This is a genomic window from Adlercreutzia sp. ZJ141, assembly GCF_011038965.1.
Classification (GTDB): Bacteria; Actinomycetota; Coriobacteriia; order Coriobacteriales; family Eggerthellaceae; genus ZJ141.
This window is the reverse complement of sequence record NZ_JAAKEB010000009.1, coordinates 85044-109654: the sequence shown is the minus strand read 5'-3', so window position 1 is coordinate 109654 and position 24611 is coordinate 85044. Positions and strand designations below refer to the sequence as shown.

The 24611-nt window shown below is 57.8% G+C and carries 19 protein-coding genes; 3 read left to right on the top strand and 16 right to left on the bottom strand.

The genetic code is table 11. From position 1 onward, the window contains the following. Positions 1 to 319: 319 nt before the first annotated feature. The 5 genes from G7Y44_RS06155 to G7Y44_RS06135 all read right to left on the bottom strand — a co-directional run bounded on the left by G7Y44_RS06155 (position 320) and on the right by G7Y44_RS06135 (position 6181). Positions 320 to 1162, bottom strand: coding sequence for an anti-sigma-I factor RsgI family protein (locus G7Y44_RS06155; protein WP_165248359.1), 843 nt, complete (start codon positions 1160 to 1162; stop codon positions 320 to 322). Further along, positions 1159 to 1650 carry an RNA polymerase sigma factor gene (locus G7Y44_RS06150; protein ID WP_165248357.1) on the bottom strand — a complete coding sequence of 164 codons (492 nt, stop codon included), beginning with the start codon at positions 1648 to 1650 and terminating at the stop codon, positions 1159 to 1161. The genes G7Y44_RS06155 and G7Y44_RS06150 overlap by 4 nt, the downstream gene beginning before the upstream one ends. A 39-nt stretch (positions 1651 to 1689) precedes the next feature. Beyond that, positions 1690 to 2031: a hypothetical protein gene (locus tag G7Y44_RS06145; RefSeq protein WP_165248355.1), complete on the bottom strand. Its 342-nt coding sequence runs from the start codon at positions 2029 to 2031 to the stop codon at positions 1690 to 1692. Positions 2032 to 2274: 243 nt separating this feature from the next. Beyond that, positions 2275 to 3486, bottom strand: coding sequence for a tyrosine--tRNA ligase (gene tyrS, locus G7Y44_RS06140; protein ID WP_165248353.1), 1212 nt, complete (start codon positions 3484 to 3486; stop codon positions 2275 to 2277). A gap of 214 nt (positions 3487 to 3700) precedes the next feature. Beyond that, positions 3701 to 6181 carry a DUF3656 domain-containing U32 family peptidase gene (locus tag G7Y44_RS06135; RefSeq protein WP_165248351.1) on the bottom strand — a complete coding sequence of 827 codons (2481 nt, stop codon included), beginning with the start codon at positions 6179 to 6181 and terminating at the stop codon, positions 3701 to 3703. A gap of 150 nt (positions 6182 to 6331) precedes the next feature. On the opposite strand from G7Y44_RS06135, the gene G7Y44_RS06130 reads away from it, so the two are divergent. Further along, on the top strand, positions 6332 to 8548 hold the full coding sequence (locus tag G7Y44_RS06130) for a penicillin-binding protein (protein WP_165046193.1): 2217 nt from the start codon (positions 6332 to 6334) through the stop codon (positions 8546 to 8548). Between the two features lie 133 nt (positions 8549 to 8681). Here the strand turns inward: G7Y44_RS06130 and G7Y44_RS06125 are convergent, their stop codons facing one another. The 7 genes from G7Y44_RS06125 to argC all read right to left on the bottom strand — a co-directional run bounded on the left by G7Y44_RS06125 (position 8682) and on the right by argC (position 17080). Continuing rightward, positions 8682 to 9188, bottom strand: a complete 507-nt coding sequence (locus G7Y44_RS06125; protein ID WP_241159207.1) for a hypothetical protein — start codon at positions 9186 to 9188, stop codon at positions 8682 to 8684. 82 nt (positions 9189 to 9270) lie between these two features. Then, complete coding sequence (locus G7Y44_RS06120; RefSeq protein WP_165248349.1) at positions 9271 to 11598, bottom strand: transglycosylase domain-containing protein; 2328 nt, start codon at positions 11596 to 11598, stop codon at positions 9271 to 9273. Positions 11599 to 11797: 199 nt separating this feature from the next. Beyond that, the gene (locus G7Y44_RS06115; protein WP_165046195.1) at positions 11798 to 12226 is read right to left on the bottom strand and encodes an arginine repressor; all 429 of its coding nucleotides are present in this window, start codon (positions 12224 to 12226) and stop codon (positions 11798 to 11800) included. 36 nt (positions 12227 to 12262) lie between these two features. Next, the gene (locus G7Y44_RS06110; protein WP_165248347.1) at positions 12263 to 13516 is read right to left on the bottom strand and encodes an aspartate aminotransferase family protein; all 1254 of its coding nucleotides are present in this window, start codon (positions 13514 to 13516) and stop codon (positions 12263 to 12265) included. A gap of 84 nt (positions 13517 to 13600) precedes the next feature. After that, complete coding sequence (argB, locus tag G7Y44_RS06105; RefSeq protein ID WP_165046197.1) at positions 13601 to 14563, bottom strand: acetylglutamate kinase; 963 nt, start codon at positions 14561 to 14563, stop codon at positions 13601 to 13603. Continuing rightward, positions 14560 to 15879, bottom strand: a complete 1320-nt coding sequence (gene argJ, locus G7Y44_RS06100) for a bifunctional glutamate N-acetyltransferase/amino-acid acetyltransferase ArgJ (protein WP_165248345.1) — start codon at positions 15877 to 15879, stop codon at positions 14560 to 14562. The genes argB and argJ overlap by 4 nt, the downstream gene beginning before the upstream one ends. Before the next feature lie 82 nt (positions 15880 to 15961). Beyond that, positions 15962 to 17080, bottom strand: a complete 1119-nt coding sequence (gene argC, locus G7Y44_RS06095; RefSeq protein ID WP_241159209.1) for an N-acetyl-gamma-glutamyl-phosphate reductase — start codon at positions 17078 to 17080, stop codon at positions 15962 to 15964. A gap of 378 nt (positions 17081 to 17458) precedes the next feature. On the opposite strand from argC, the gene G7Y44_RS06090 reads away from it, so the two are divergent. Together G7Y44_RS06090 and G7Y44_RS06085 are read left to right on the top strand one after the other, a co-directional pair. Continuing rightward, positions 17459 to 18817 carry a glutamate-cysteine ligase family protein gene (locus G7Y44_RS06090; protein ID WP_165248343.1) on the top strand — a complete coding sequence of 453 codons (1359 nt, stop codon included), beginning with the start codon at positions 17459 to 17461 and terminating at the stop codon, positions 18815 to 18817. A gap of 140 nt (positions 18818 to 18957) precedes the next feature. Continuing rightward, entirely contained in the window at positions 18958 to 19377 is a 420-nt protein-coding gene (locus G7Y44_RS06085) for an FKBP-type peptidyl-prolyl cis-trans isomerase (protein WP_165248341.1), read from the top strand. 179 nt (positions 19378 to 19556) lie between these two features. On the opposite strand, the gene G7Y44_RS06080 is transcribed toward G7Y44_RS06085, so the two are convergent. From G7Y44_RS06080 to pheT, 4 genes are all read right to left on the bottom strand, one after another. Continuing rightward, positions 19557 to 20015, bottom strand: a complete 459-nt coding sequence (locus G7Y44_RS06080; RefSeq protein WP_165248339.1) for a C-GCAxxG-C-C family protein — start codon at positions 20013 to 20015, stop codon at positions 19557 to 19559. Between the two features lie 93 nt (positions 20016 to 20108). Then, positions 20109 to 20993: a methionyl aminopeptidase gene (locus G7Y44_RS06075; RefSeq protein ID WP_165046202.1), complete on the bottom strand. Its 885-nt coding sequence runs from the start codon at positions 20991 to 20993 to the stop codon at positions 20109 to 20111. A gap of 147 nt (positions 20994 to 21140) precedes the next feature. Then, entirely contained in the window at positions 21141 to 21761 is a 621-nt protein-coding gene (locus tag G7Y44_RS06070) for a flavodoxin family protein (RefSeq protein ID WP_165046203.1), read from the bottom strand. Between the two features lie 116 nt (positions 21762 to 21877). Then, positions 21878 to 24364, bottom strand: coding sequence for a phenylalanine--tRNA ligase subunit beta (pheT, locus tag G7Y44_RS06065; RefSeq protein ID WP_165248337.1), 2487 nt, complete (start codon positions 24362 to 24364; stop codon positions 21878 to 21880). Between the last annotated feature and the right edge of the window lie 247 nt (positions 24365 to 24611).

The window sequence follows — 24611 nt, the reverse complement described above, 5'->3', positions numbered from 1 at the left end:
ATTTATCGTCTTCGAAATGTCTGCCTCACAGTATCCGGTTCTCAAGGTCCCTAACCTGCATAAGACCTGCTCTCTTTGGTCTTATCAGGGCTTGTGTTTGCTTTCGAGGTCTCCCCCGAAGCGCAAGATAGAACTTTACCCTCCCTGCACCTCCCCGTCAAGGAAAAGTTTTGAAAGAACGCTACCACTCGCACACTTTGTCTTGATTTGAGCGTTGTACGGCCGTACTACCTGGGGATACGCTGCTCTTTGAAATGTTGGAGGAAATGTGAAGGTTATTATTGCCGCTCAATATGGAAGGTTTTGCTCCCGTTTATTTCTACTCTGAATGCTCGCGGCGGGCTCCATGACCGTGGCCATTGCCTTCTCCATGACCGTTACCAGCTCCGTGACTGTTCCCGGCTGTCTCTTCTTGTTCCTCACTGTATGACAAGCCCTGTGCGGCAGCGAGGTCGCGTAGTTCCCGCATGCTCATTGCTGCGCATTCGTCCATACTCAGCGAGTCGTCTGCTTCCACAAGCTGTTGGGCTATCTCATAGCGCCCCATACTCATCCCGCACGCATGCGCGCTTTCGTGCGTTTGCCTATCAGCACGCGAGCACGCCGTTTGACACGGGATCTCCGAAAAGCCTGCTTCGCTTTCGCGCTCAAGGCGGTCGGCTTGCTTGCTATTTCGTGCGGAAACGACTACATCCACCATGGCATCTTCTGTAACGTAGGAGGAAAGCGCCTGGCTTTCGGCAAGGCGGTCAATTGCTGTTGTGTAGGAGCAGTGGGTAAGGTCGACCTCGTCAACGATTTCGCACCCTTCCTCATTTAAGCCCCGCGCGCTTACGACGACGCCAAAGCAGTTGACCGACAGCTCCAGCGAAGGATTCACATCAATGTCAACATACGCAGCGGGCGTGCAGTACGCCGTCACGCCTCCAAAGCACAGCACAACCAGCAACATACATGCAGCAATGGGGGCGGCGAAACGTATGCGGCGAGCCGCAACGACGCGGTGAGCACGCTTCAACACAACCGGCTCTTGTTCCAAATTTGAAAGCGAGCTTTCGCTCTTTCGCTGACTCTCTATAAAGGCAAGCGTGGTACTTTTCACGGATTCGGGGGCGCAAACCTTAGCGAACGCATCCCGAACCTGCTGGTCGACATCGGTCATCGTAACGCCTCCCTCAATTGGCGCTTGCCGCGAGCAAGCCACGAATACACGGTATTCACCGGGGCATCAACCATTGTGGCAATTTCCGGCGCGGTGTAGCCTTCGCATATCGACAGGTACAGTGGGGTGCGCGGCGGGTCATCGAGACTCCGCATCACATTGACAACTTCACTCTCAAACGAAGCAGGCTGAGCCAACGGGTCAACTGGTGCCGGGATACTCTGGCTTCGACTGTTATCAAGTGCCACAGTGCGCCGTGCGGCCGCCTTCAGCATGTCCTTGCACACGTTTGCTGCTACACGGATAAGCCACGCCTTGCGATGCTCGTCTCCCTCAAACGCTACGTCGTCGGCAAGCGCATACTTGAGAAACGTGTCTTGGAATGCATCTTGCGCGTCGGCGTGTGCATGAAAGTACAGCACGCACACGCGCCACACCTCATCGGCGTGGCGCTGCATCGTTTTCTCTATGTCGCGCGACTCCCTCATTGGCTAGCTCAGCGCGTCCTTACTTGTAAAGAGTCCAGATTAGCGGCGACAACCGTGACCACCATGATGTCCGGCATAGTGTCTACCGTAGGCAGGACGATCAGGGTTGACAGCTTCTGCACGGTCGCAGACGCCGTTGCCGTCTTCGTCAACGAATCCTGAGTCAGTAGGACGATCGGAGCTGGCAGCTTCCGCGCGATCACAAACACCGTTGTTATTCTCGTCAACAAACGCGCCTGGTGCCCCTGCCGGGCAAGCTGCGACACATGCGGCACTGGCAGGGGCACACGTCCAATTCGCTGCCGCCGACGCAACCATTGGCACCATGACAGCAACTGCTAGCCCCACTGCGGCAATACCAGCGATTATCGTCTTTTTCATCGTCTTATCATCCTTTCGCGCACGTGCCCCGTAGCGAACGCGGGAAAACAGTCGCGCGGGACGACGCAAAAGGCACATCTGTTTCGATGCATCCTTACAATCGTCTCACTCAAGAGCATGCCCGCGTACCTTGGGACGCTGATTTTATCCTCTCATGAACAACACGAATGAGGACGGCACATCCTTGCAACGATTTTGACTATTTTCCAGTTGCTCACATGATGCCCACAAAGCGCTTGAGTGTTACGCGAAACGGACGAACTTCTTCTTTCCTACCTGAATCTGCGCGCCGACAAGCGCGTCAGGAGGCAAGTTGTAAGACTTCGCGGCAACGGGTTGCCCGTTCAGCTTCACGGCACCCGCATCGATGAGCCGACGAGCCTCAGAAGCGCTCGGTGCCACGCCCGCGCTGACAAGCAATTTCGCGAAGTACACCGTTCCGTCCGGCAACGGAGTCAGATCGGCCTCGCATACAGGCGCGTCCTCCGGAAAACCATGCTCCTTGAACTTGAGATCGAAGTCGGCCTCAGCTGCAGCGGCAGCTGCCTCGTCGTAGTACGCAGCCACAATGTTGCGCGCAAGTGAGCGCTTCACCTTATTGGGGTGCAGTTCATCGGCGGCAAGCCCGCGCTCAATTTCGTCGATCTCATCAACGGGAACTGTCGATGCCAACCGGAAGTACTTCACCATAACCTCGTCGGGTACCGACATCAGCTTGCCGAACATGTCGGCAGGCTCGTCGGTGAGGCCGACGTAATTACCGTAGCTCTTCGACATCTTCTTCACGCCATCGGTGCCTTCGAGCAGCGGCAGCGTGAGGCACACCTGCGGTTCGAGACCCATTTTTTCCATGAGCTCGCGGCCGGCGAGCAAGTTGAACAGCTGATCGGTGCCGCCAAGTTCAACGTCGGCTTTAATGACTACCGAATCGTATGCTTGCATGGTGGGATAGAGGAACTCGTGCAAGCCAATGGACTGGTTTGACGTATAGCGGTTGTGGAAATCATCGCGCTCGAGGATGCGCGCCACTGTGAAGTTCGAGGTGATCTTCAATAGGTCTTCCATGCCAAGAGCAAGGATCCAATCGGAGTTGAAACGCAGCGTGGTCTTTTCGGGATCAAGCACCTTAAACGCCTGGTCAACGTAGGTTTGAGCATTCGCTTTAATCTGCTCGCGCGTGAGCTGCGGACGCGTGGTGTTGCGCCCTGACGGATCACCAATGAGTGCTGTACCGTCACCAATAATGAGCGTAACCCGATGCCCGAGGTCCTGGAATTGACGTAGCTTACGCAGCGGCACCGCGTGCCCCAGGTGGATATCGGGGGCCGTAGGGTCGACACCCAGCTTGATGTTGAGCGGCGTGCCGCGCTTCAGCTTTTCGAGCAGGGCGGACTCGGGCACGATCTGAGCCGCGCCCGAAGCAATGATGTGAAGTTGTTCTTCCGGTGAAAGCATGGTTGTTTTTCCCTCTTCCGTTTACTGTGCGCGAACCATCATATACCAACTCGCCGCTGCGACCGACACCAAATCGCGCCGAACATCTGCGCACGGCCGTATTCCGCTTTCGCCGTTCGGCTTGCGGCATTCGACTTTCAGTTTGTGGTGTTCGCCGTTCGACTTGCGGTATTCGGATTTCCTGCCACGCCGCACGTAGTCAAAGCCGAATGTCCTACATCACCCCTCGGAACAAATGCCCTGTGGTTGCCCCTCGTGGTTTCGGAAACGCCGCCCCGCCATGCAGCGCGGCATCCAGCGCACGAACTGCGCGCGAGGTGGCCTTTGCGGTTTCTTCGGGCGTCATGAGTGTCGAATCGACCATGAACGCACTGATACCCATGTCGATGAGGTCGGGAAGCGTATGTACGATGTCGAGCGACACGCCGTTGTACAGGTGCCCGCGGCCAAGTGCGTCTGACACCACCGGAAAATCGAACCCCTTGCGGTCGATCAGGTGATGGCGCACTTCACGGCGGGGGCATTCATTGCAGCGTTCATTACACGGCCCCTGACTCATAAGCGGGCAGTGCTCGGTGATCATGAGTTCTTGCGCCCCAACAACAACGATACCTAAAGGAACTGTCGCGCCGCGGGCCATGTCGTCAAGCTGACCGAGCGTAAGCTCCGGCGACAGCCAGACGCGATGCGCCCCCAGTGTTGCAGCAGCCTGCAATGCGGCACGATTCGTTACCGGCACATGGAAGCCAAGTTCGGGAAGCGCACCTTCGTCATGCGCCCGAACGAGGTCGCCCAGCGAATCGGCGAACACAGGTTTGTCGGGTTTTACGTAGCGCCATGCATCGAACCCGAGTCGTTCCTCGCGCGTTCCTGGCACCGGGTCATGGTTGACGACCGGCAACGCGATGATGGCTCGCTTCGGATAGCCCGCCTGACCTGCCTGCGATAAGCGAACGCCTTGGCAGCTTGCCTCGCCCCGCTTGTAGTTGAGAGCAGGCACGTACACCGCCTGGGCTCCAGCACGCTTCGCCGCACGAGCGCACGCAGGATTTGTCGCCCATACGGCAACGAATGGCGCTTCGTTGTCGGCTGAACACGCGGGTTGGAGCGGATAGGCGGTGTGAGTGGCGTGGGTGGCGCGAGAATCGGCCCGATTGGCGGTGATCAGCAAATCGGATAGCGCATCAAGTGCGGCAGTGCGCAGCCGGTGTAGCTGCGAGAAGCCCATACCCACACCGTCGTCAAGATCAATTTCGAGCGATTCCAGGCAGAAGGGCGTCTGACCCAAGCGATCAACATGCTCGCGAACCTCGTCTTCGGTAAGCGCCTTCGTGCGCGCCACTTCGACAACGCTCCCCTCAGCACGTCCGACAACCTTGCCCGCAACGCGCGGCTCACACGGGCTGAACTCGACACGCGCGGGCTCGCCGAGACGCAACTGAACCTTGCCCACAACCGCAACGCGAGGCGAAAACGGATCGTCAACGAAGCGCGCTTCGGCACTGCGAACGCGAAACACCCGGTCGCCCTTCCCCACCGCGCGCTCGGGCTGCACGAACACGGTATTCTTCTCGAACCGCGCCGTTTGGTCAAGCACGTGTGCGAAATGCCCCTTGTTGGTCCAGAATTCGATGACGTCGCCTGGGACGAGTCGCACTTCAGAGGCAATAGCAACCCAACCGTCTCCAACACGCGACACGCGCCCCGCGAACACACCCCGGTTGTTGGGCCTGCCGTAGCTCATGATGTCGTTACCACGATGCCCTTCCAGATATGCCGTGGTGAAGCCGCGCGAGAACGCCTCGGACAGCGTACGACGTTCCTGATCGGTTGCCTTCGCACTCACCTCACCCGCCAACACACGATCGAGCACGCGACGGTAAACGCCCACCACCGCGAAAACGTATTCGGGCGACTTCATGCGGCCCTCGATCTTCAGCGACGATACACCTGCGCGCACCAACTGCGGCAGCACATCGATGGTGCAGAGATCCTGCGGCGACAGCAAGTGCTCGCCTGGGGCGGGAAGCGGGTCGGGATTGCTTTCGGCATGTAGATCATAGGACAGCCGACACGCCTGCGCACACAAGCCCCGATTCGCCGAACGCCCACCAATAAGCGACGACATAAGACACTGTCCTGAATAGCACACACACAGCGCCCCGTGGGCAAAGGTTTCCACCTGCATTCCCAATTGAGCCGCAACGTCGGCGAGTTGCTCAATCTCGGCCATCGACAGCTCGCGAGCCAGCGTGACGCGACGAGCCCCCAACAGAGCGGCCGCTTCCAAACCGGCAATACTGTGAGTGTTCATCTGGGTTGAAATATGCAAGTTCGCCTCGGGCACCTGCTCTTTCAAGCGGGAGGCCACGCCAATATCTTGCACGATAAACGCATCGGCCCCAGCGTCTGCCGCACGGCGCGCAACTTCGATGGCGCGGTCAATCTCGGAGGGTAGCACGAGTGTGTTCAGTGTCACGTACACCCGCACGTTACGCAGATGCGCATAGTCACACGCTTGAGCCAACGTATCGAGTGTGAAGTTCTCGGCGTTTCGCCGTGCGTTGAAAGCATCGAGTCCAAGATACACCGCATCGGCCCCAGCGGCCACTGCGGCATGAAGAGCGCTTGGCCCGCCAGCCGGTGCGAGCAGTTCGACGCGCCGTTCAACGCCGTCAACCACCTTGCTTGTCATGTATCGTTCCCCCATCGTTTTCCCGTGCAATTCCCCAAAAATGCCCGAGAACTGCGTCTTTCATGCTTTATTCTTATCGAATCGGCACGCGTTTCGCGCGCGTGCACAACGGTAATGCGGTCAACTTCAGAAATGGTAGTATAACGGAGCATGAAGGTACGCAGAAAACAGCGCGAAAAGCGCTCCCATGCCGTGCAATGGGGTCTTCTTGTAGCAGTGCTGTCAGTCAGCCTTATCGCCTATTCCGGCGTACACGGGGTGCTGCGCATCATGGAGGGTTGGGCCGACGACCTGCCTGACGTCTCGTCGTTCGATTTTGCCAGCCACGCTGAGGAATCGACCATGTGGGCAGCGGATGGCACCACAAAACTCGCGCAATTCCAACTTGAGAAACGCGATCCGGTAACGCTTGACCAGGTGAATACTTACGTAACGCAAGCAACTATTGCCACCGAAGATTCCCGCTTCTACGAGCACGACGGCGTGGACATCATGGGTATCGCGCGCGCTGTGCTGAACAACCTGCGCGGCGGCGATATGCAGGGTGCATCAACGATCACACAGCAGCTCGTGCGCAACACGATCCTATTCGACGAGATGGACGACATCTCGCTCAAGCGCAAGATTCGCGAAGCGACGCTGGCGCTGGAAATGGAAAAACGCTTTTCCAAAGACGATATCCTACTCATGTACCTAAACACCATCAACTACGGCGATGGCTGTTACGGCATTCAGGCAGCAGCACAAAACTACTTTCAGGTAAACGCAAGCGACCTAACGTTGACGCAAGCAGCAACGCTTGCCGGTATCCCACAGTCACCGACGTACCTCAACCCCAAGGAAAACCCCGACGCATGCCTTGAACGACGCAATATCGTGCTCGACCGAATGCTGAGCGTTGGTGACATCACACAAGAGGAACACGATGCGGCAGTTGCCGAAGAGCTGAATTTGAACCCTGCGCCCGACGCGCGTATCGACGGCATAACCGCGTTCCCGTACTTCACCAGTTACGTGCGCGATTTGCTGCTTGACGAAAACAATGGCTTCGACGTGTCATACGAGGACCTGTTCGCAGGCGGCCTCACTATCCACACCACACTTGATCCTGTTATGCAGGAAAAAGCCGAGCAAACCTGCGCAGAGCAGTGCGCGCAGATGGCCGACAACCTAGAAGCGGCGTTGGTAGCGATCGACCCTGCGACCGGGCACATTCTGGCACTGGTAGGCGGCAAGGATTTTGACGCCAACCAGTTCAACATCGCGACACAGGGCGGACGCCCTGCCGGTTCATCATTTAAGGCGTTCACACTGGCAACCGCCATCGAAGAAGGCATTGATCCCGACACGCTTATCGACTGCACAAACCCACTGAAGATGGAAACAGGTGATGAGCTGTACAACTACGGCAAACAGGACCAGGGTATTCGGTCCATCGCCAGCGCAACAGCCGTGTCATCAAACACTGGCTACTACCGTCTCATCCAAGAAGTCGGCTCGTCGCAGGTAGTGAACATGGCTCACCGGCTGGGTGTAACCTCTCCGTTGAGCAACCTTCCCATCATTACGCTGGGAACCGAAAACACCACGCCGCTGGAGATGGCCGAGGCGTACTCGTCGTTCGCAACCGGCGGCACACATCGCAAAGCCATCGCTATCACACGCATCGAGAACAGCGACGGCGAGGTACTCTACGAAGCGCCCGACACCAGCGAGCGCGTGCTTGACGAAAAGGTAGCCGGCGCGGTGACCAAGGTGCTGCGCGGCGTGTTCGAGTCACCGGAAGGGACAGCATACGGCTTCGGCTTGGCAAGTGGGCAGCCCGTGGCCGGCAAGACCGGTACCGGTACCGACTGGCGCGATCACACGCTGGTGGGCTACACCCCCACCCTGTGCTGTTCGGTGTGGATCGGCGCGCGCGACTACAGCCCCACCGATGAAAACCTTACCTGCAACTGGCTGTGGAGTACGTTCATGAGCCGTGCACTCGAAGGAACCGAGATCACCAACTTCCCCGACGTGGAAGACCCGAAATACAACAACAACTTCAATGAGAAACAGAAAGAGCTTACCTCAAAGGCAGCTGAGAATGCACCAAATACGAGTGGAAAAACGCTTGATGAGGCTAAGGAGCTCCTGAACTCGTACAAGACGTCGTATGTCGAAGAATACTCCGATTCGGTGCCTGCTGGCACGGTGATCAGCCAGTCCGTGCAAGACGGGAAAATCGTAGTGGTGGTATCGAAGGGACCCAACCCCGATGCGCAAGGAACGGATGACCCGAACGCACCCGACGATGAGGGCAACGATACAGAATCGGGAGACCCGAACACCTCTGGAGAGTCAGCGCAACCAGCAAGCACGTAACGCACCTGATCGAAGCAGCGCCAGAATCGTGCGCATGCTCGGCGCACCATCGCAAAGAGGGTCGGCAATTTGCCGACCCTCTTTTCTGCCACTTACAGAAGGGAGTACTGATTCATTCCCTAGCTGAAACGCACTATTTCTTCGCTGCAGCTGCGTTGTCACCTGACTGAAGCAGGCCGATTCCCTCGTCATACTTGCTCTTGATCTGGGAGATTCGGTTGTCGTACGAAGCCCAATCGAACGGATTGTCCGCAGTTGCCGATTCTATTTCGGTATACAGAGCAATGTAATCGTCAAGTGCCTCTTTTAATGCGTTCGTTCCGTCAACATAGGAAGTCTGAATATCTTCCAATCCTTCAGGCGCTTCGATTTTCGCCAAAGCGTCAAGCGCGGCGTAGGCGTTATCGGCCTGCGTACGCATGTTCACGACATCGCCACGCGACACGGCATCGATGAAGCTACCGAGTTTCGCCTCCAGGCTTTCCATGCTCTGATTTACCTGGGCCATATAGTCGCGATTCGCCTGCTGCGCTTGCTCGCTTTCGCTCGGCCCCGTTGTGCAGCCAGACAATGCAGCAAGCAACAGCACGCCTGCACAAGCGAAGGCGATCACGTTCTTTCGCAAGAGCATCGTTCTCATGAACCTTTCCTCCTTTGCAGCTGACAGGCGATCCCCTTCGATGTTTGGGCCCTGCGCACTGCTGTGCGTTTTATACATTCCGTTACCTATACGCTAACATACCACCCACAACATCACGTGATGGGTGCCATACCTCACTCGTTGGCGAGAATATGTTTACCAAGCGCCACGCCATACGAGCAGCCGTCGATACTGACCTGTTGCTTGCCGCCTGCGGTCCATCGTCCGGCTCGGTAAGCGCTGCTGGGCTTCCCGGATCAGGGTTCGTGGGTTCAACCGGAGTGACGGGATCAACCGGAGTGGCAGGATCAACTGGAGTGACGGGATCGACCGGAGTGGCAGGATCAACCGGAGCAACCGTAGGATCATCGGTAGTGGAAGGATTGTTCTCGCCGTCCTTCTTTTCGTCATCCGCTTCGTCGTCTTTTTTGTCCTCACCCTGAGAACCCGACCAATACCCACTGCCAATGTGGTACTTGGCATCATTGTATGGTTTATACGGAGGATCGTCCGCCGTAGGGAACGCGCGCACAGGGTCGCCACCCCACACCGCACCCACGAAATCCATGAACACGTCGACGCACATGCTGTGATGTGGCATGACATTTTGGTTGCTGGGGTCACCCACCCATACACTTACGGCGATTTGCGGAATGGTGCCCGTAAACGTAATGTCCCGGGAGTTTTCGCTGGTACCTGTTTTGCACGCCACCGGCTGCCCGTTCGGCAAGCTGTACCCCGCACCCGTGCCCTCGTACGACAGTACCGATTGCATGGCGGTAGCGGCAGCATATGCAACCTCGGGAGTAAGTGCCTGATCGCCTTCGGGATTTGTGTTGTCGATGACTACCGCACCCTTGCGATCGTAGATTTGCAGCACCGGCTGCGGGTCGTAATGCTTGCCGCCGCTAGAAATAGTTGCAAACGAGTTCGCCATATCAAGCGGTGTAACGTTGGCCACGCCAAGTGTGAGCGAAGCTCCTGCACCCGACGAGCGCAAATCGCTCGTGATACCCATACGCTCTGCAACATCGATAACACTGTTGGTACCCAAGCTCGAGATAAGACGAACGAAACCCGTGTTCGATGACACGGCAAACGCCCTGGTTATACTACGCGTGCCGTAGTTGATGTTGTCGATGTTTCGCAGAGTGTACCCATCAACGGTGGCCGGCGATGAGCAATCGACGTTGGTGGTGTCGGGATCGATGCCACGCTCAATAGCGGAAACCAGCGTGAACGTCTTAAAGGCAGAACCGCAGGGCCTGCCCCCGTCGGTACCTTCACCCGTTGCGAGATTCAACTCTTCTTCGTCGTAGTTCGAGCCACCCACCAGCGCTTTCACGTAGCCCGTACCCGGCTCAACGGCAGCGATGGCAACTTCCATGCTGTCATCGAGCGTCGTCCGCTTCTTGGCAGCGGCACGCTCGGCCTGCTGCTGCACATTCACATCAAGCGTGGTGATAACCTTGAGACCACCCTTAAAGATTTCGGCAGTGGAATACTTGTACGACCCATTTTCGTCCATGAGCAGATTGCGCACATAGCTCGTGAAGTACGGGTAAGCAATAAGCCCGTCGTCGGACTGCTCCGTAGGATTAAGCACAAGCGGCTCTGCTACCGCCGCATCGTGTTCTTCCTGCGTGATATAACCATTGCTCAGCATGCGATCGAGCACCAGATTGCGGCGCGCAACACACTGCTCAGGGTTGTCGATGGGATTGTTATACGTGGGCGACTGAGGAATACCAACGAGCGTGGCGGCCTCGGCAAGCGTGAGGTCGCTAGCGCTTTTCGAGAAGTAGCGCTTCGATGCCGCCTCGATTCCATACGCACCCGAACCGTAGTTGATGGTGTTTAAGTACATGAGCAAGATGTCTTCTTTCGAGTACACCTGCTCGAGCTTCATCGCCAGATAGATTTCGCGTACCTTACGCTTGTAGGAGATTTCGTCCATCTCGCTCGACAGAATAGTGTTGCGCACAAACTGCTGCGTGATAGTCGATGCACCCTCGCGCTCGCCGCCGGTGAGGTTGTTCACCGCAGCGCGCGCAATGCCTGCTAGGTCAAACCCGGCATGATCATAGAAACGTTCGTCCTCGGTAGCCACCGTGCCTTCGAGGACATACGGACTCACCTGGTCGATACTGACCGGCTCGCGCCATTCAAGCTGAAATTTCGCAAGCAGCGTTGCTCCGTCGCTCGCGTACACCTCGGTAGGAAGCGCTGCGTTGTACGCGCTCGCATCTTCGTAATCGGGAAGATCAGTCAGCCACGAAGACCCCAGTGCATACACGCCGACACTCAGCGCCACAATAACACCGAAAATAACTGCGATAACCGAAAGAACGCCAGGAGACGCATGTTTCTTCTTGACGCCGCATCTGTTCTTGATTGCCCGTGATGCCATGCACACCTCCCTTTAGGTAGCAACCACCATTGTATCATCGGGGCGTGCAGTCACCTCAAACAACACGAGTTCGTTGAAAAACAGTAAGGAGACCCATCCCTTTTGTGGCGGATCTCCTTACGGAAGCTCGTTAAAACGGCATGCCGAGCCAAACGATGAGCAGCATCACACAGGTTTCAAACGCCCTGCGACTGCGCTTCTAGCGGCACCGTAAGCGATTGATAGCGGCTTCGATACGAGCGGATGCCTCGGGCGACTCCGCCACGATGAGAATGGTGTTGTCACCAGCCACCGTGCCGAGCGCACCATGCAGGTCGGCCTTATCAAGTGCCGCCGACACGCCCGCCGCGCCGCCCGAGAAGGTTTTCACCACAACCAAGTTCCCAGCGACGTGCACTTCCTCAACCAATTCCGACACCATGCGCTGTAGCCGCATTTCCTCTGGTAGCACGTAGTATCCTTCACGCGACTTCACCAGACCCATGTCCATGATGTCGCGAGAAATGGTCGCTTGTGTACAGTCGTATCCTGCTTTTTGCAGGTGGTCGGCAAGATCGCGCTGCGTCTTGACGTTATTCACCCGAATGATGTCACGAATGACATCGTGACGTTGCTGGCGTTTCCTCATAGCGTCTACCCCTTTGCGCTTGTTCCCTCCGACAATCTATCCCAGCAATTCTCCCAACGCTTCAACCAGCGCATCGACATCGGCTTCCGTACAAATGAGCGGCGGTAGGAACCGAAGCGTGCTCGGACCGGTTGCGTTCAGCAGCAGTCCTTTACCAAGCGCCCTGCTTACCACGTCGGGAGCAGAAACCCCCTCGCGCAGATCGGCGGCGTTCATCAGGCCGAAACCACGAACCTCAACCACGCCGGGAAGCGACGCCAAACGCTCGCGCATGTACGCGCCCACACGCAGCACGTTTTCGGCAATGGCTTCATCGCGAATGGTGCGCAGCACCGCCAACGCCGAGCTGACCGCCAAATTGCTGCCGCCAAACGTGGTTCCATGATCGCCCGGCTCGAACGCCGCAGCCACGCTGGCTCGTGCGGCGCACATACCCATGGGGAACCCCGAGGCGACACCCTTCGCGATGGTCACAATATCGGGCACCACACCGAAGTTCTGGAACCCAAACGGCTTGCCAGTACGGAAGATGCCGCACTGTACCTCATCACACACAAGCAGCGCGCCGCGCTCAGCAGTAAGACGACGGGCTGCCTGCATAAACTCGGGCGTGGCGGGGTGTACGCCGCTTTCGCCCTGAATCGGTTCAAGCATAATAGCGCAGATGGAGTCGCCCTGCTGCTCGAACAACTGCTCGAGCGCCGCAATGTCGTTGAGCGGCGTGGCAACAAACCCGTCGGGCAGAGGCATGAACGCTTCCTGCTTGACCGGCTGTGCGGTAGCAGCAAGCGTAGCCAACGTGCGACCGTGGAAGCTGCGCTCCATCACAACGATCGTACGCGGCGCTGCAGCAAACGCCTGTGCCTGCTTGCCTGGTTCCGCCTGTGCTGCGGCGCGTTTGCGCGCATACAGACGAGAAAGTTTGATAGCGCATTCATTCGACTCTGCGCCGGAATTACTGAAGAAGCTTTGCCACACCTCCTGATCAGCTTCTTCGACACCAACGTTCATCAGGTCGGAAACCATCTTGGCGACTTCGCCACGGTTCTCGATGTAGTAGTAGTTACTCACATGGACGAGCTTGTGCGCTTGTTCACATAAAGCATTGACTAATGAAGGATGGCAATGCCCTAAGCTGCACACGCCGATACCCGCAATGAAATCGAGTAGCTGGTTGCCCTCGGAATCGACGACACGCATGCCTGCGCCCTCGACCAGTTGCACCGGCTTGCGGGCGAACGTGCCCATGACATATTCGGATTCCAATGCGCGTTGTTCTGCGAAACCCATGTTCTCTCCTATCAATACCGGCACCTCAAACGGCGCTTATGGCGAATTCCTCAACGTGTTTCGGCGCGCATCGCCGAAACACTCCTACCCTTCGGATGCGATCGAGTTCTCCGACAACTTCGCTGCAAAACTCCCCAGTGGATGTGCATCATTCTTGCATGCTTCATCGGTGGCATGGATAGTCGTGCCAGCACCCGTAGAAGTCATGATCTCGAGCAGCAACGAGTGAGGCGTGATACCGTTGATGATGTGAGCACGGAACACGCCGTTTTCCAGCGCATGGATACACGAACGCAACTTCGGAATCATGCCCGCCGACACCACGTTGTTCTCAACAAGGTACTGCGTTTCGAACAACGTGAGGTTTGAAATGAGTGAGTCTTTGTCTTCGAAGTTCTCATACAGGCCGTCGACGTCGGTAAGGAAAATGATTTTGTGCGCGCCGATGGCCGCAGCCACGTATCCCGCTGCCATGTCGGCGTTTACGTTGTAGAAGCCACCGTCCTCGCCGAGTGCAACAGAAGCAATGACCGGAATGTAATCGCCCTCGATGAGATCTTCTACCAGGTAGGAATTGATGCGGGTGATCTGACCGACGCGCTGTAACTCGGGGCTCATCTGCTTGGCAATGATCGTGCCACCGTCGGCACCGGAAAGTCCTACCGCAAAGTTGCCGTGGGCATTCAAATCGGCAACCAAATCTTGATTGACCTCGCCCATGAGTACCGTGCGCACCAAATCCATAGCCTCGGGCGTGGTAACGCGCTGACCGTCCTTGAACTCAACCGGTAACTGCATGCGCTCCATAGCTGCGCTGATGGCCTTGCCGCCGCCATGCACGATAACCGGATTGATGCCGATGATCTTCATGAGTACGATGTCGGCCATAACCTTCTGGCGCAGCTCTTTGTCGACCATGGCCGACCCGCCATACTTGATGACAACGGTTTTGCCCGTGATGTTTTTGATCCACGGCATCGCCTCAACCAAAACCTCGGCTGCGTCGTTGGATACGCCCAGCGGGCGCGTGTGCTTTGCGTACTTCATGAACGGTAATCTCCATTGATCGTAATGTACTCATGCGTGAAATCGCACGTCCAGATGGTGGTTTCGCACGAACCTTCGCCCAGGTCGACGTCTAGTACGATTTCGGGGTCTTCGAATCGGCGAAGCGCTTCGTCTTCGTCGAAGGCGACGGTCAAACCGCGTCTACACACGGGCATGCCCATGATGTCGATGGAAGCGTTTTCCTGGCGGAAGACCGCACCCGACTTGCCGATGGCGGCAGCAATGCGCCCCCAGTTGGCGTCGTGCCCACAAATGGCGGTTTTCACCAGCGGGGAATTTGCAACGGCACGAGCAGCCAGATCGGCATCTGCTGGGGTTGCCGCACCCGCTAGGTTCACGGTAACAAGCTTGGTTGCGCCCTCGCCGTCGGCAGCCATTTGGCGCGCCAGGCTCTCGCATACGGCAATAAGGGCTTGCTTGAAGCGGCAAAGCGCCGGTGAACCAATGGTGATAGGGGCAGCACCGGCGGGAGCAGCGGCGCCACTTGCCAGCACGTAGCACGAATCGTTGGTGGAGGTGTCGGAGTCAACCGTCACCTTGTTAAAGCTCACATTCGCCGCTTCAACGAGCGCTTCATGCAGTGCATCGGGAGACACAGGTGCGTCGGTAGTGATGGCCGATATCATGGTGGCCATGTTGGGCATGATCATGCCCGAGCCCTTCGCCATGCCGCCCACAGTGAACGTGCAACTCTCGTAACCAATGTCATCACCGGAAAAGCGCACCGCTGCCTCTTTCGCAACGGTGTCGGTGGTCATAATGGCACGCGCCGCCTGAGCGCCGCCCTCGGTAGAAAGCACACGCACAGCATCGGGCACGGCCACACGGAACGGCTCGAGCGGCAAATGCACGCCAATGACGCCAGTGGAAGCCACCATGACCTCGGACGCTGGGCACCCAACCGCATCTCCCACGATGCGCGCGGATTCGCGCGCGGCTTGCAACCCGGGCTCACCGGTAGCTGCATTCGCGTTGCCGGAATTTACCACCAAAGCGCGAGCGGTTCCATACCCTACGTTTCCAAGTTGCTCGCGGCAAACGATAACAGGTGCGGAACAGAACACGTTTGTAGTGAACACGCCCGCACACGCGCATGGCTCGTCGGCAACCAGCAAGGCCATGTCAAGACGCTGCGGGTCTTTACGGAAGCCGGCATGCACGCCGCATGCCCGAAAGCCCTGCGCTGAGGTTGCTCCTCCTTCGATATACTCGATGGCGGAATCGGCTTTGACGCTACGGCCAAGGCGAAGCGGGGCAACCTGCTCCGTTGTCTGATTCGCGTTTTGTTCGGCCATGCAATCCTCTCCTTACTGCGATTTACGACATCCGCCATAAACCGCGTGCGCCCGATTTCTCGACACGCATCATTTCCAAGTGCTACCCAACCGGCACGGCAACTGGCGCGAGCGCGCACGTTTCGGGAAGGCCCAAAACGATGTTTGCGCACTGCATCGCCTGATCGGCAGCGCCTTTCCCGATATTGTCGATAGCCCCGACTGCAATGAGCACGCCAGCGCGATCGTTTACGGCCACACCAATGTGCGCGTAGTTCGACCCCGCCACCGAAGAGGTTTTCGGCATCTTCCCCGCCGGTAACACACGCACGAACGCACTGTTGCGGTAGAACTCGCTATACACCTCGACCGCTTCCTCGGTGGTTCGGGGGGCGCCCGACGCCAGCGGAATGTTCACCGTAGACAGCAGCCCGCGATTGAGCGGGGCCAAATGCGGTGTGAACACAAGCCTGCCCTCGATCCCTAAAATCTGCTCGATCTCGGGGGTGTGCCTGTGCGTTGCAACACCGTACGCTTCGAGGTTTTCGTCGGCAAAGCAGTAATGGGTGCGCGCGGTTGCCTTCTTGCCCGCACCGGTGACACCTGAAATGGCGTCAACCACCACAGCGCCAGCATCCGCCAGCATGCCCGCACGAATAGCCGGTGCGGCCGCAAGCGACGTGGCTGTCGGATAGCATCCCGCGCACCCCACCAGCACACCTTCGCCCTGTGCCCTGCGCGCCGCAACGCGCGCCAAGTCATCAGGGAACAGTTCGGGCAGACCAAAGGCCGCCTGAGCGAGCAGATCCGTTGCGGTGTGAGGGGTCTTGTACCACTGCTCGTAGACTGCAGGGTCTTTCAGTCGGAAGTCGGCGGAAAGATCGATAACCACTGCCCCGCGGGCAACCAAGCGGGGTGCCATGGCAAGCGCCGCCGTATGAGGAACGGCAAGAAACACAAGCTCGCATTCATCGAGCTTTGGGTCGTCATGCGTGGTATACGCAAGATCGGTTACCCCGAGAAACGCCGGGTACTCGTCGGCGACGCGCACGCCCGCAAGCTCATTCGACGTAACGACAGTAAGCTGCAAGTCGGGGTGCCGAAGCGCCACGCGCGTTAGCTCAACCCCTGCAAAACCGGCAGCCCCCACAATACCCGTGGTAATGGACATAATGGCTCTCCTGTCTCTCATGGCGCGCACGCCAAGCGCGCCCAACTGCATCGCCACACGCTTCTTTCAACGTGCGCTTCGTTTGATTTTGGGCGATTGCACAAAAACAAACGCGACGCAAGACTCGTATATCTTACGGCTGAATATGCAGGTTCACAAGAAGTTGAAGCGAAATAAACAGCGGAATTGCTTTCATTTCGCCGTGAATGTCACATCAGCCACATACCAGCTGCATCCGCAATGCCCCTCGCCCGCGCCGCACGAGCTGCGCACCCGCACGAAACCGAAAGCGGGCGCGCTTGGTTACGATAGCGTAACCTTCAAGAAAAAACGAGCGCACGGCAATGCGGTTTGAGACGCTATTGCAGTACCATGTGCCAAAACAACTATCGCGCACCGAATGCGCACCTGCGCATGGAAAGAGACGGCATGATATCGCAACGTAGCACGGCACCGAACACGCCGAACCAACCGGCCAACGCGACGAGCCAACCCGCGCGCGAGGACAACATTCGCGCCATCGTCAGCTACTTTGAAAGCGGCATCAAGCCGCATGAAACGCTGGGAAACGTCGGTATTGAGCTTGAGCACACCATCGTGCGGCACGACCTGTCCCCCGTGCCGTACAGCGGTGATGCCGGTGTGGCAAGCGTACTCGAAGCCCTGTCGAAAGACTACCCCAGCATCACTCGCGACGATGCGGGTGACATTTTAGGCGTCGCGCGCGCAGGCGAAAGTATCACCATCGAGCCGGCGGCGCAGATTGAGTTGTCCGCGGGACCATTTGCTGATCTGCATCGGGCGCGCGACGTTTTCGACAACTTCGAAGCGACGCTTGACCGTGAACTTACGCGCATTGGCGCACAAGCGCTGGCAACGGGATATCATCCCACGGCACGCGCGCTTGACTTAGAGCTCATTCCCAAACGCCGCTATGAGCTGATGAACACGTACTTGAGTGCCACCGACACATGCGGCCCATGCATGATGCGCGGCAGCGCATCGACCCAAGTATCTATCGATTACATAAGCGTTGATGACTGCCTGCGCAAACTGCGACTCGCGTGTACAATTGTGCCGGTGCTGTCGCTTATCTGCGACAACTCACCGGTATTTGAAGGTGTTCCGCGCACGAAAAAGCTTGTACGCACACACATTTGGAACCACATGGACGCCGACCGCTGCGGCATTGTACCCGGCGCGCTATCAACGTCGTTCACGCTTGAAGCATACGCCGCCTACATCCTAGACACGCCAGCCATCCTCGTACAAGACCCTGCCACACACGAATGGGTAGCCGACGCGCGCACGTTCGGTGATATCTACGCAACACGAACCATGGAGCGCGCCGATGTGGAGCATGCGCTGTCGATGTTTTTCACCGACGTGCGCCTGAAAACCTACATCGAGATCAGGCCTGCGGACACCATGCCTGTGCCCTACGCAATAGCATACGCCGCCCTGATTAAGGGGCTATTCTACAACGAGCACAGCCTTCGCGCACTTGAGCAGCTTATAGGAGAACCAACCGAGGAAGACGTCGTGTGTGCAAAGCACGAGCTAATGACACACGGCTATAAAGCGCGTGTGTACGGAAGCTGCGTGGCCGATATCTGCGACGACTTGCTCGCTATCGCACACGCCGGCTTACCTGACGACGAACGTGAGGTCATCGAACCGTTGGAGACCCTTGTCGAAGCGCGCACAACACTTGCCGACATTACCGAGCGAACAGGCTTTCTGCGCGCCGACAGCTCGGTGCACGAAGTTGAGCAGCGAACAAATTAAGGAGCCGTGGCGAAAGCGCTGAATTTCGATGCCACGCTGCTTGAAGTGCGAAATCTGCGCTAGACTGGGTGCGCATCAATCACACGTTGCGCATTGTCGCGTGCGAAACGAACGCGATCACCGCGCAGAAGGAGCCGTTCATGAGCAATGAGGGCAAGAAGGTCAAGGCGCACTACACCGGCACGCTTGACGATGGGACGAAGTTCGATTCGTCGCTCGACCGCGGCGAACCCATCGAGTTTACCTGCATGGCAGGACAGATGATTAAGGGATTCGACGCAGCTGTTAAAGACATGACTGTCGGCGAGACGAAAACCGTGCACATTGCCGCAGCTGATGCGTACGGCGAATACGACCCAGCAAAAGTTCAGCACATTCCCGCCGCACAGGTACAAGGAGCCGATCAGCTGCAGGATGGGCAGCGCTTCTTCTTGAGCGGACCCATGGGACAGCCGATCGCGGCAACGCTTAAAGATGGCATTATCACGGTTGATTTGAACCACGAACTTGCCGGCAAAGACCTCAACTTCGAGATCACCCTTGTAGAGGTTGCCGACTAAGGAAGCACCGAACACGAGTGCTCCTTTAATCGAGGAAGGCGAACTTAGCGAAAGCTAAGTTCGCCTTCCTCGTATTTGTCTAACGTTTATGCCGAAGCGAAGACGATAGGATAGCAAAACAGCAAAAGACGGTGATCAAGCCGCAATCCAAGCGCAACTGATTGTCCAGCCGATTCGCGCTATTCGATGTCGGCTATGCCGTAGTGGCGCTGCACGATGTCGGCCGCATCGCGCACAGCGGACAAACACGGCCTGCTGGCGTAGTAGTCATCCGTGCGCACCGCCGGTTCGGCAAGGTCTTCACCTGGCTCAAGCCCCAGCATCTCGCGACACACGTATGAGCCTTGCCGTGCGGTAAACTCGCCGATCAACTGTTGGGTGGTTCCGTATAAGGCAACCTTACCTTCCTTTTCGGCAGGGTTGTCGTAGCCATCCATGCACCCGATGACGAGCGTCATACCCGATACGGCCCCGCACACTTCCCGCAGCTTGCCAAACCCTGCACCAAACGCGCTTGCAAAGCGCACCGCCTGATTAAGGTTCATTCCCGCCACGTCACAAAACGCACCAAACACCGACTGACAGCAGTTATATCCCTGTTTGAATAGCTCTTCGGCCTTATCAGCCCTCGTTTTCATAGCTTCCCCCTTCGTCGTTTTCGTACGCGCGGTGCGCAATCAACAGAGCGCACGGCACGCGCCATCGGCGGCGCGCACCGCCGATGGCGCGTGCTACCAGGATATAAGCTCACAGCCGTCTTCGGTCACCACCAGCTGAACCTCCCATTGCGCCGACAAGCTGCGATCCTTCGTTCGCACAGTCCAGCCGTTCGGATCGGACATATCGATATCGTGCTTGCCAGCATTGATCATGGGTTCGATGGTAAACACCATGCCCGGCACAAGCACCATGCCCGTACCAGAGCGACCCACGTGACTGACGAACGGGTCTTCGTGGAACTCGAAACCAATCCCGTGCCCACCAAACTCGCGCACCACCGAGAAGCCGCACTTTTCAGCGTGCTTCTGCACAGCCTCGCTCACGTCGCCTAAGAAGCCCCAGGGTTTCACGGCGGCGATACCCGCCTCCATAGCGCGCTTGGTTTCCTCAACGAGACGGCGAGCCTCGTCGGACACCTCGCCGATACAAAACATGCGCGACGAATCACTGTAGTAGCCGTTAAGGATGGTAGAGCAGTCGACGTTAACGATGTCGCCCTCTTGCAACACGTCTTCTTTGCAGGGAATTCCGTGACACACCACTTCGTTGATGGACGTACACACGCTTTTCGGATAGCCCTCGTAGTTCAGGTCAGCCGGCGTGCCACCATGTTCAACGGTGTAGTCGTAAATCCACTGGTCGATTTCCTCGGTGGAAACCCCCGCCTTGATGCGTTCGCCCACCAGGTCAAGCACACCGCGGTTGATTTCCGCACTGCGCTTGAGCGCTTCGATATCGGCGGGCATCTTCAGCAAATCGCGGCTGGGGACTTCGAAACCGCGGCTGTAGAGGTCTTGCAGTCGCTCATCGAAATCGTGGTGGCACTTTTTGTACTTTTTCCCGCTACCGCACCAGCATTCGTCGTTGCGACCGGGAACCGGCAACCTATCGTACATGGGAATCACCCTTCTGATCGCTGCTCGGGCTACGTTGCGAAGCGCAACCCGATCGCGCCTAGGACTTCCCGGGCGCGTGGGTTCGGTTTGCCTCATTGTACCGCCTTTCATACGCGCGCACAGTTAGGCTAAGCATACTTTCATAAGCTATCGAATGAAGCTAAACAACGCTTTCGGCTCGGGCGTTGGCGCAGGAAGGCCGTTTTCGCGACCCAACTCGAGCAGCTTCAGCAACCACGCCATGTTCACACCAATACCCCGCATGACGCTTAGGCCCTCTTCGTCCTGTGCGGCTTCACCAGGCAAGCGACCAAAGCAATCGTTCCAGTACGAAGAGGGCACCATGATCATATTATTGATACCAATGTACTTGTTCATCATATCGTAGCTGGTCGTGCATCCTGCGCGGCGTGCCACCGCAACGCAAGCGGCCGGTTTGTATGCCATCTTGGCACCACCTGCAAAAAACAGCCGATCCATAAACGAAACCATGTTGCCATTCGGGGATGCGTAGTACACCGGCGTGCCGAACACATAGCCGTCGGCATCCTCGAGCTTCGCAAGCGCATCGTTTACCACATCGTCGAACACACAGCGACCGCTGCTTGCACACTTGCCACACGCAATGCAGCCACGCACCGGCTTTACACCCACGTTTATGACTTCCGTCTCGATTCCCTGAGCGTTCAGTACGCCCGCGATCTCGGCAAGCGCCACACCCGTGTTCGATTTCGGACGCGGGCTACCGTTAAACATCAAAACCTTCATGCTTTCCCCCTTTGGGTTGTTTTCTTTCACGCGACGTTTCGACACTCGGTGAAGCGGGGCTGTTGCAAACAGCCCCTTCAGCACCCACGTGCGCATTCATCGCTTGTCACCCGTTGCTAGCCGCGGACCTCGGCCTTCGTCGCGCCACACACCTTTTGCACCAGCTTAGCGTGCGCGCGCTCCACTTCCTCACTCGTGAGCGTGCGATCGGCCGCGCGATACGTAAGCGCGTAGGCCATGGACTTTTTGCCCGCGCCCACGCGTTCGGCGTCGCGATACACGTCGAACAACTGAACGCTTTCCAGCAGCTTGCCGCCGGCGCTGGTCATAACCTGCGTCATTCGCTCATGCGTAACCGATTCGTCCACCACGAATGCCTGGTCGATGGCAACCGCGGGGAACGTGGGCACGTCGACATACGGACGCGCAGGGCAAGAAGCCTTCACAAGCGCATGAACATCAAGCTCGAAAGCGACCACCGGCGCCTGCGCTTCGAAGTTAGCAACGGCAAGCGGATGGATTTCGCCAACCCACCCAAGCGACGTGCCACCCGAAAGCACCTCGGCGGCGCGTCCCGGCTGCAAATGTGGAGCGTCATCGGACGACATCGCCTTGAAACGCAGTTTCGGCAGTGCCAACTCGCGCGCGAGGTTTTCCACAACGCCCTTGCCGTCGAAGAAGTCAAACGCAGCTGGAGTGTTGTTCCACGATGCGTCACCCATAGCACCTGCCAACACGCCTGCAAGCTTCTTGCGCTCCTTCGGCTTCTTCTTGCCGTCGGTGGCAGAAAACACCAGGCCAATCTCGTAGAGCTGCACGTTCTTCACGCCGTGACTCTGATTGTACGCAACACTGCGCAAAAGGCCCGGAACAATGCTCTGACGCATGACGGACTGATCGGCATTCAGCGGATTCAGTAGCTCAACAGGCAACCCCAGCCCCTGCTCGCTCATGCGCAAGCGGGCGATGTCACCCGGCTCGGCGAACGAATAGGTCATTGTTTCATTCATGCCACTCGCCCGCAGCACGTTGCCCACAACCGCCAGTTTCTGCTGTTCGTCGGTGCGCACTCCCACGCGCTCGCGGCCACCCGGCAGCGTAGGCGGAATGCGATCCATGCCGTAGAGTCGCAGTACCTCTTCGTAGAGGTCGATCTCGCGCTCGAGGTCGGGGCGGAACGTGGGGGCCACAACTGCAAGCACGTCGGCGTCTGCGGTGTCGGAAACCTCGCATCCCAAACGCTGCAGAATGTCAACAATAAAGTCGCGAGGAATAGCGGCACCCATCATGTCCTGGAAACGCGGAATGCGGAAAACAAGCTCGCGTACGGGCGAAGGCGCAGGCCATTCGTCGATGATGCCTGCATCGTTTCCGCTCGCACAGCTGATGGTGCCACCCGACACCTCGGCAATGAGACGCGCTGCAGCAGCCGAACGAGCATCAATGCCATGATCGTCAACACCGCGCTCGTAGCGCATGGAGCTTTCAGAAATAAGCCCGAGGTTGCGGCTGGTGCGGCTGGTGCGACCCGCCTCGAAGGTTGCAGCTTCAAGGAAGATGTCGCACGTTTCGTCGGTAACCTCGGTGTCCAAACCACCCATAACGCCCGCCAACGCCACCGCACCGTGCTCCGGCGTAGCGATGACAGTCATGTCGGAGGTCAGCGTGCGCTTCTCGCCATCGAGCGTGGTGAGCACCTCGCCGTCACGCGCAGCACGCACCACCACGTGTGCATGGCCGTCGGCACCTTTGAGCGCATTAAGGTCGAATGCGTGCAGCGGCTGCCCGAACAGGAACAGAATGTAGTTCGTCACGTCGACGATGTTGTTGATGGAACGCTGCCCAATGGCCGCCAGGCGCTCGACCATCCAGTCGGGACTCGGACCAACCTTACAACCGCGGATGATGCGGCCAGCATAGCGCGGGCAGCGAACAGGGTCTTCGATAGTCACGCTCGCATCGACGTCGACCGGCACAGCGTTCGCATCAAGCCCTAAGCCACCTGCGTCACCTTCGCCCATCATTTCGGCAAGCGGGCTCTTCCATGCACACTGGTACATGGCGCCCACTTCGCGCGCGAAGCCAACCATGCTCAAGCAGTCCGGACGGTTTGGCGTGATTTCCAGATCGAGCACCGTATCGGTGAGCTTCAGGTAGTCGGCAAGCGGCGTTCCCACCGGTGCGTCATCGGGCAGCACCCAGATGCCTTCATGGTCGGTGCCAAGCCCCAGCTCGCGCTTGCTGCAGCACATGCCGCAGCTTACCTGTCCACGCAGCTTGCTCTTCTTGATCTTGAAGTCGCCGGGCAAAACCGCGCCCACCGTAGCCACCGGCACCTTAATTCCCGCAGCAATGTTCGGCGCGCCGCACACGATCTGCACGGGTTCAGCCCCGCCTACGTTCACCGTAACCACGTGCATGTGGTCGCTGTCGGGATGCGGATCACAGGTTTCCACAAAGCCCACAACCACGCCGTCGAACGTGGCACCAAGCGTTTCGACACCTTCCACACCCGTGCCCGTAAGATCGAGCTTATCGCAGAACGCCTTTATATCAGCAGGCACGTCCACATACTCGGACAGCCATTTCAGAGATACTTTCATTGGATTATCTTTCTCTTCATTCGCATTTCCCGGTTTCGCCGGAAACGCGATCAGGTGATCGCCTCTACGAGAGTTTTTCTCTTCTATCACCGGTCGTTCGTAGTGTCAGCGAGGGCGGTTGCGGTGCTCGAGATTCGTGGGATGGCGAAGGCGAAGCGTACTTCGGTACGTGAGCCTTCGGTATCGCGCGAAGATCGAGTGCCTCAACCGGCCGCAGCGTCGACCGTTTCGTTGTTCGTTAGAACAA

Excerpts from the sequence above, each read along its gene's own strand:
- G7Y44_RS06155 (WP_165248359.1), bottom strand. The coding sequence starts at position 1,162 with ATGACCGATGTCGACCAGCAGGTTCGGGATGCGTTCGCTAAGGTTTGC.
- G7Y44_RS06150 (WP_165248357.1), bottom strand. The coding sequence starts at position 1,650 with ATGAGGGAGTCGCGCGACATAGAGAAAACGATGCAGCGCCACGCCGAT.
- G7Y44_RS06145 (WP_165248355.1), bottom strand. The coding sequence starts at position 2,031 with ATGAAAAAGACGATAATCGCTGGTATTGCCGCAGTGGGGCTAGCAGTT.
- tyrS (WP_165248353.1), bottom strand. The coding sequence starts at position 3,486 with ATGCTTTCACCGGAAGAACAACTTCACATCATTGCTTCGGGCGCGGCT.
- G7Y44_RS06135 (WP_165248351.1), bottom strand. The coding sequence starts at position 6,181 with ATGACAAGCAAGGTGGTTGACGGCGTTGAACGGCGCGTCGAACTGCTC.
- G7Y44_RS06130 (WP_165046193.1), top strand. The coding sequence starts at position 6,332 with ATGAAGGTACGCAGAAAACAGCGCGAAAAGCGCTCCCATGCCGTGCAA.
- G7Y44_RS06125 (WP_241159207.1), bottom strand. The coding sequence starts at position 9,188 with ATGAGAACGATGCTCTTGCGAAAGAACGTGATCGCCTTCGCTTGTGCA.
- G7Y44_RS06120 (WP_165248349.1), bottom strand. The coding sequence starts at position 11,598 with ATGGCATCACGGGCAATCAAGAACAGATGCGGCGTCAAGAAGAAACAT.
- G7Y44_RS06115 (WP_165046195.1), bottom strand. The coding sequence starts at position 12,226 with ATGAGGAAACGCCAGCAACGTCACGATGTCATTCGTGACATCATTCGG.
- G7Y44_RS06110 (WP_165248347.1), bottom strand. The coding sequence starts at position 13,516 with ATGGGTTTCGCAGAACAACGCGCATTGGAATCCGAATATGTCATGGGC.
- argB (WP_165046197.1), bottom strand. The coding sequence starts at position 14,563 with ATGAAGTACGCAAAGCACACGCGCCCGCTGGGCGTATCCAACGACGCA.
- argJ (WP_165248345.1), bottom strand. The coding sequence starts at position 15,879 with ATGGCCGAACAAAACGCGAATCAGACAACGGAGCAGGTTGCCCCGCTT.
- argC (WP_241159209.1), bottom strand. The coding sequence starts at position 17,080 with ATGCAGTTGGGCGCGCTTGGCGTGCGCGCCATGAGAGACAGGAGAGCC.
- G7Y44_RS06090 (WP_165248343.1), top strand. The coding sequence starts at position 17,459 with ATGATATCGCAACGTAGCACGGCACCGAACACGCCGAACCAACCGGCC.
- G7Y44_RS06085 (WP_165248341.1), top strand. The coding sequence starts at position 18,958 with ATGAGCAATGAGGGCAAGAAGGTCAAGGCGCACTACACCGGCACGCTT.
- G7Y44_RS06080 (WP_165248339.1), bottom strand. The coding sequence starts at position 20,015 with ATGAAAACGAGGGCTGATAAGGCCGAAGAGCTATTCAAACAGGGATAT.
- G7Y44_RS06075 (WP_165046202.1), bottom strand. The coding sequence starts at position 20,993 with ATGTACGATAGGTTGCCGGTTCCCGGTCGCAACGACGAATGCTGGTGC.
- G7Y44_RS06070 (WP_165046203.1), bottom strand. The coding sequence starts at position 21,761 with ATGAAGGTTTTGATGTTTAACGGTAGCCCGCGTCCGAAATCGAACACG.
- pheT (WP_165248337.1), bottom strand. The coding sequence starts at position 24,364 with ATGAAAGTATCTCTGAAATGGCTGTCCGAGTATGTGGACGTGCCTGCT.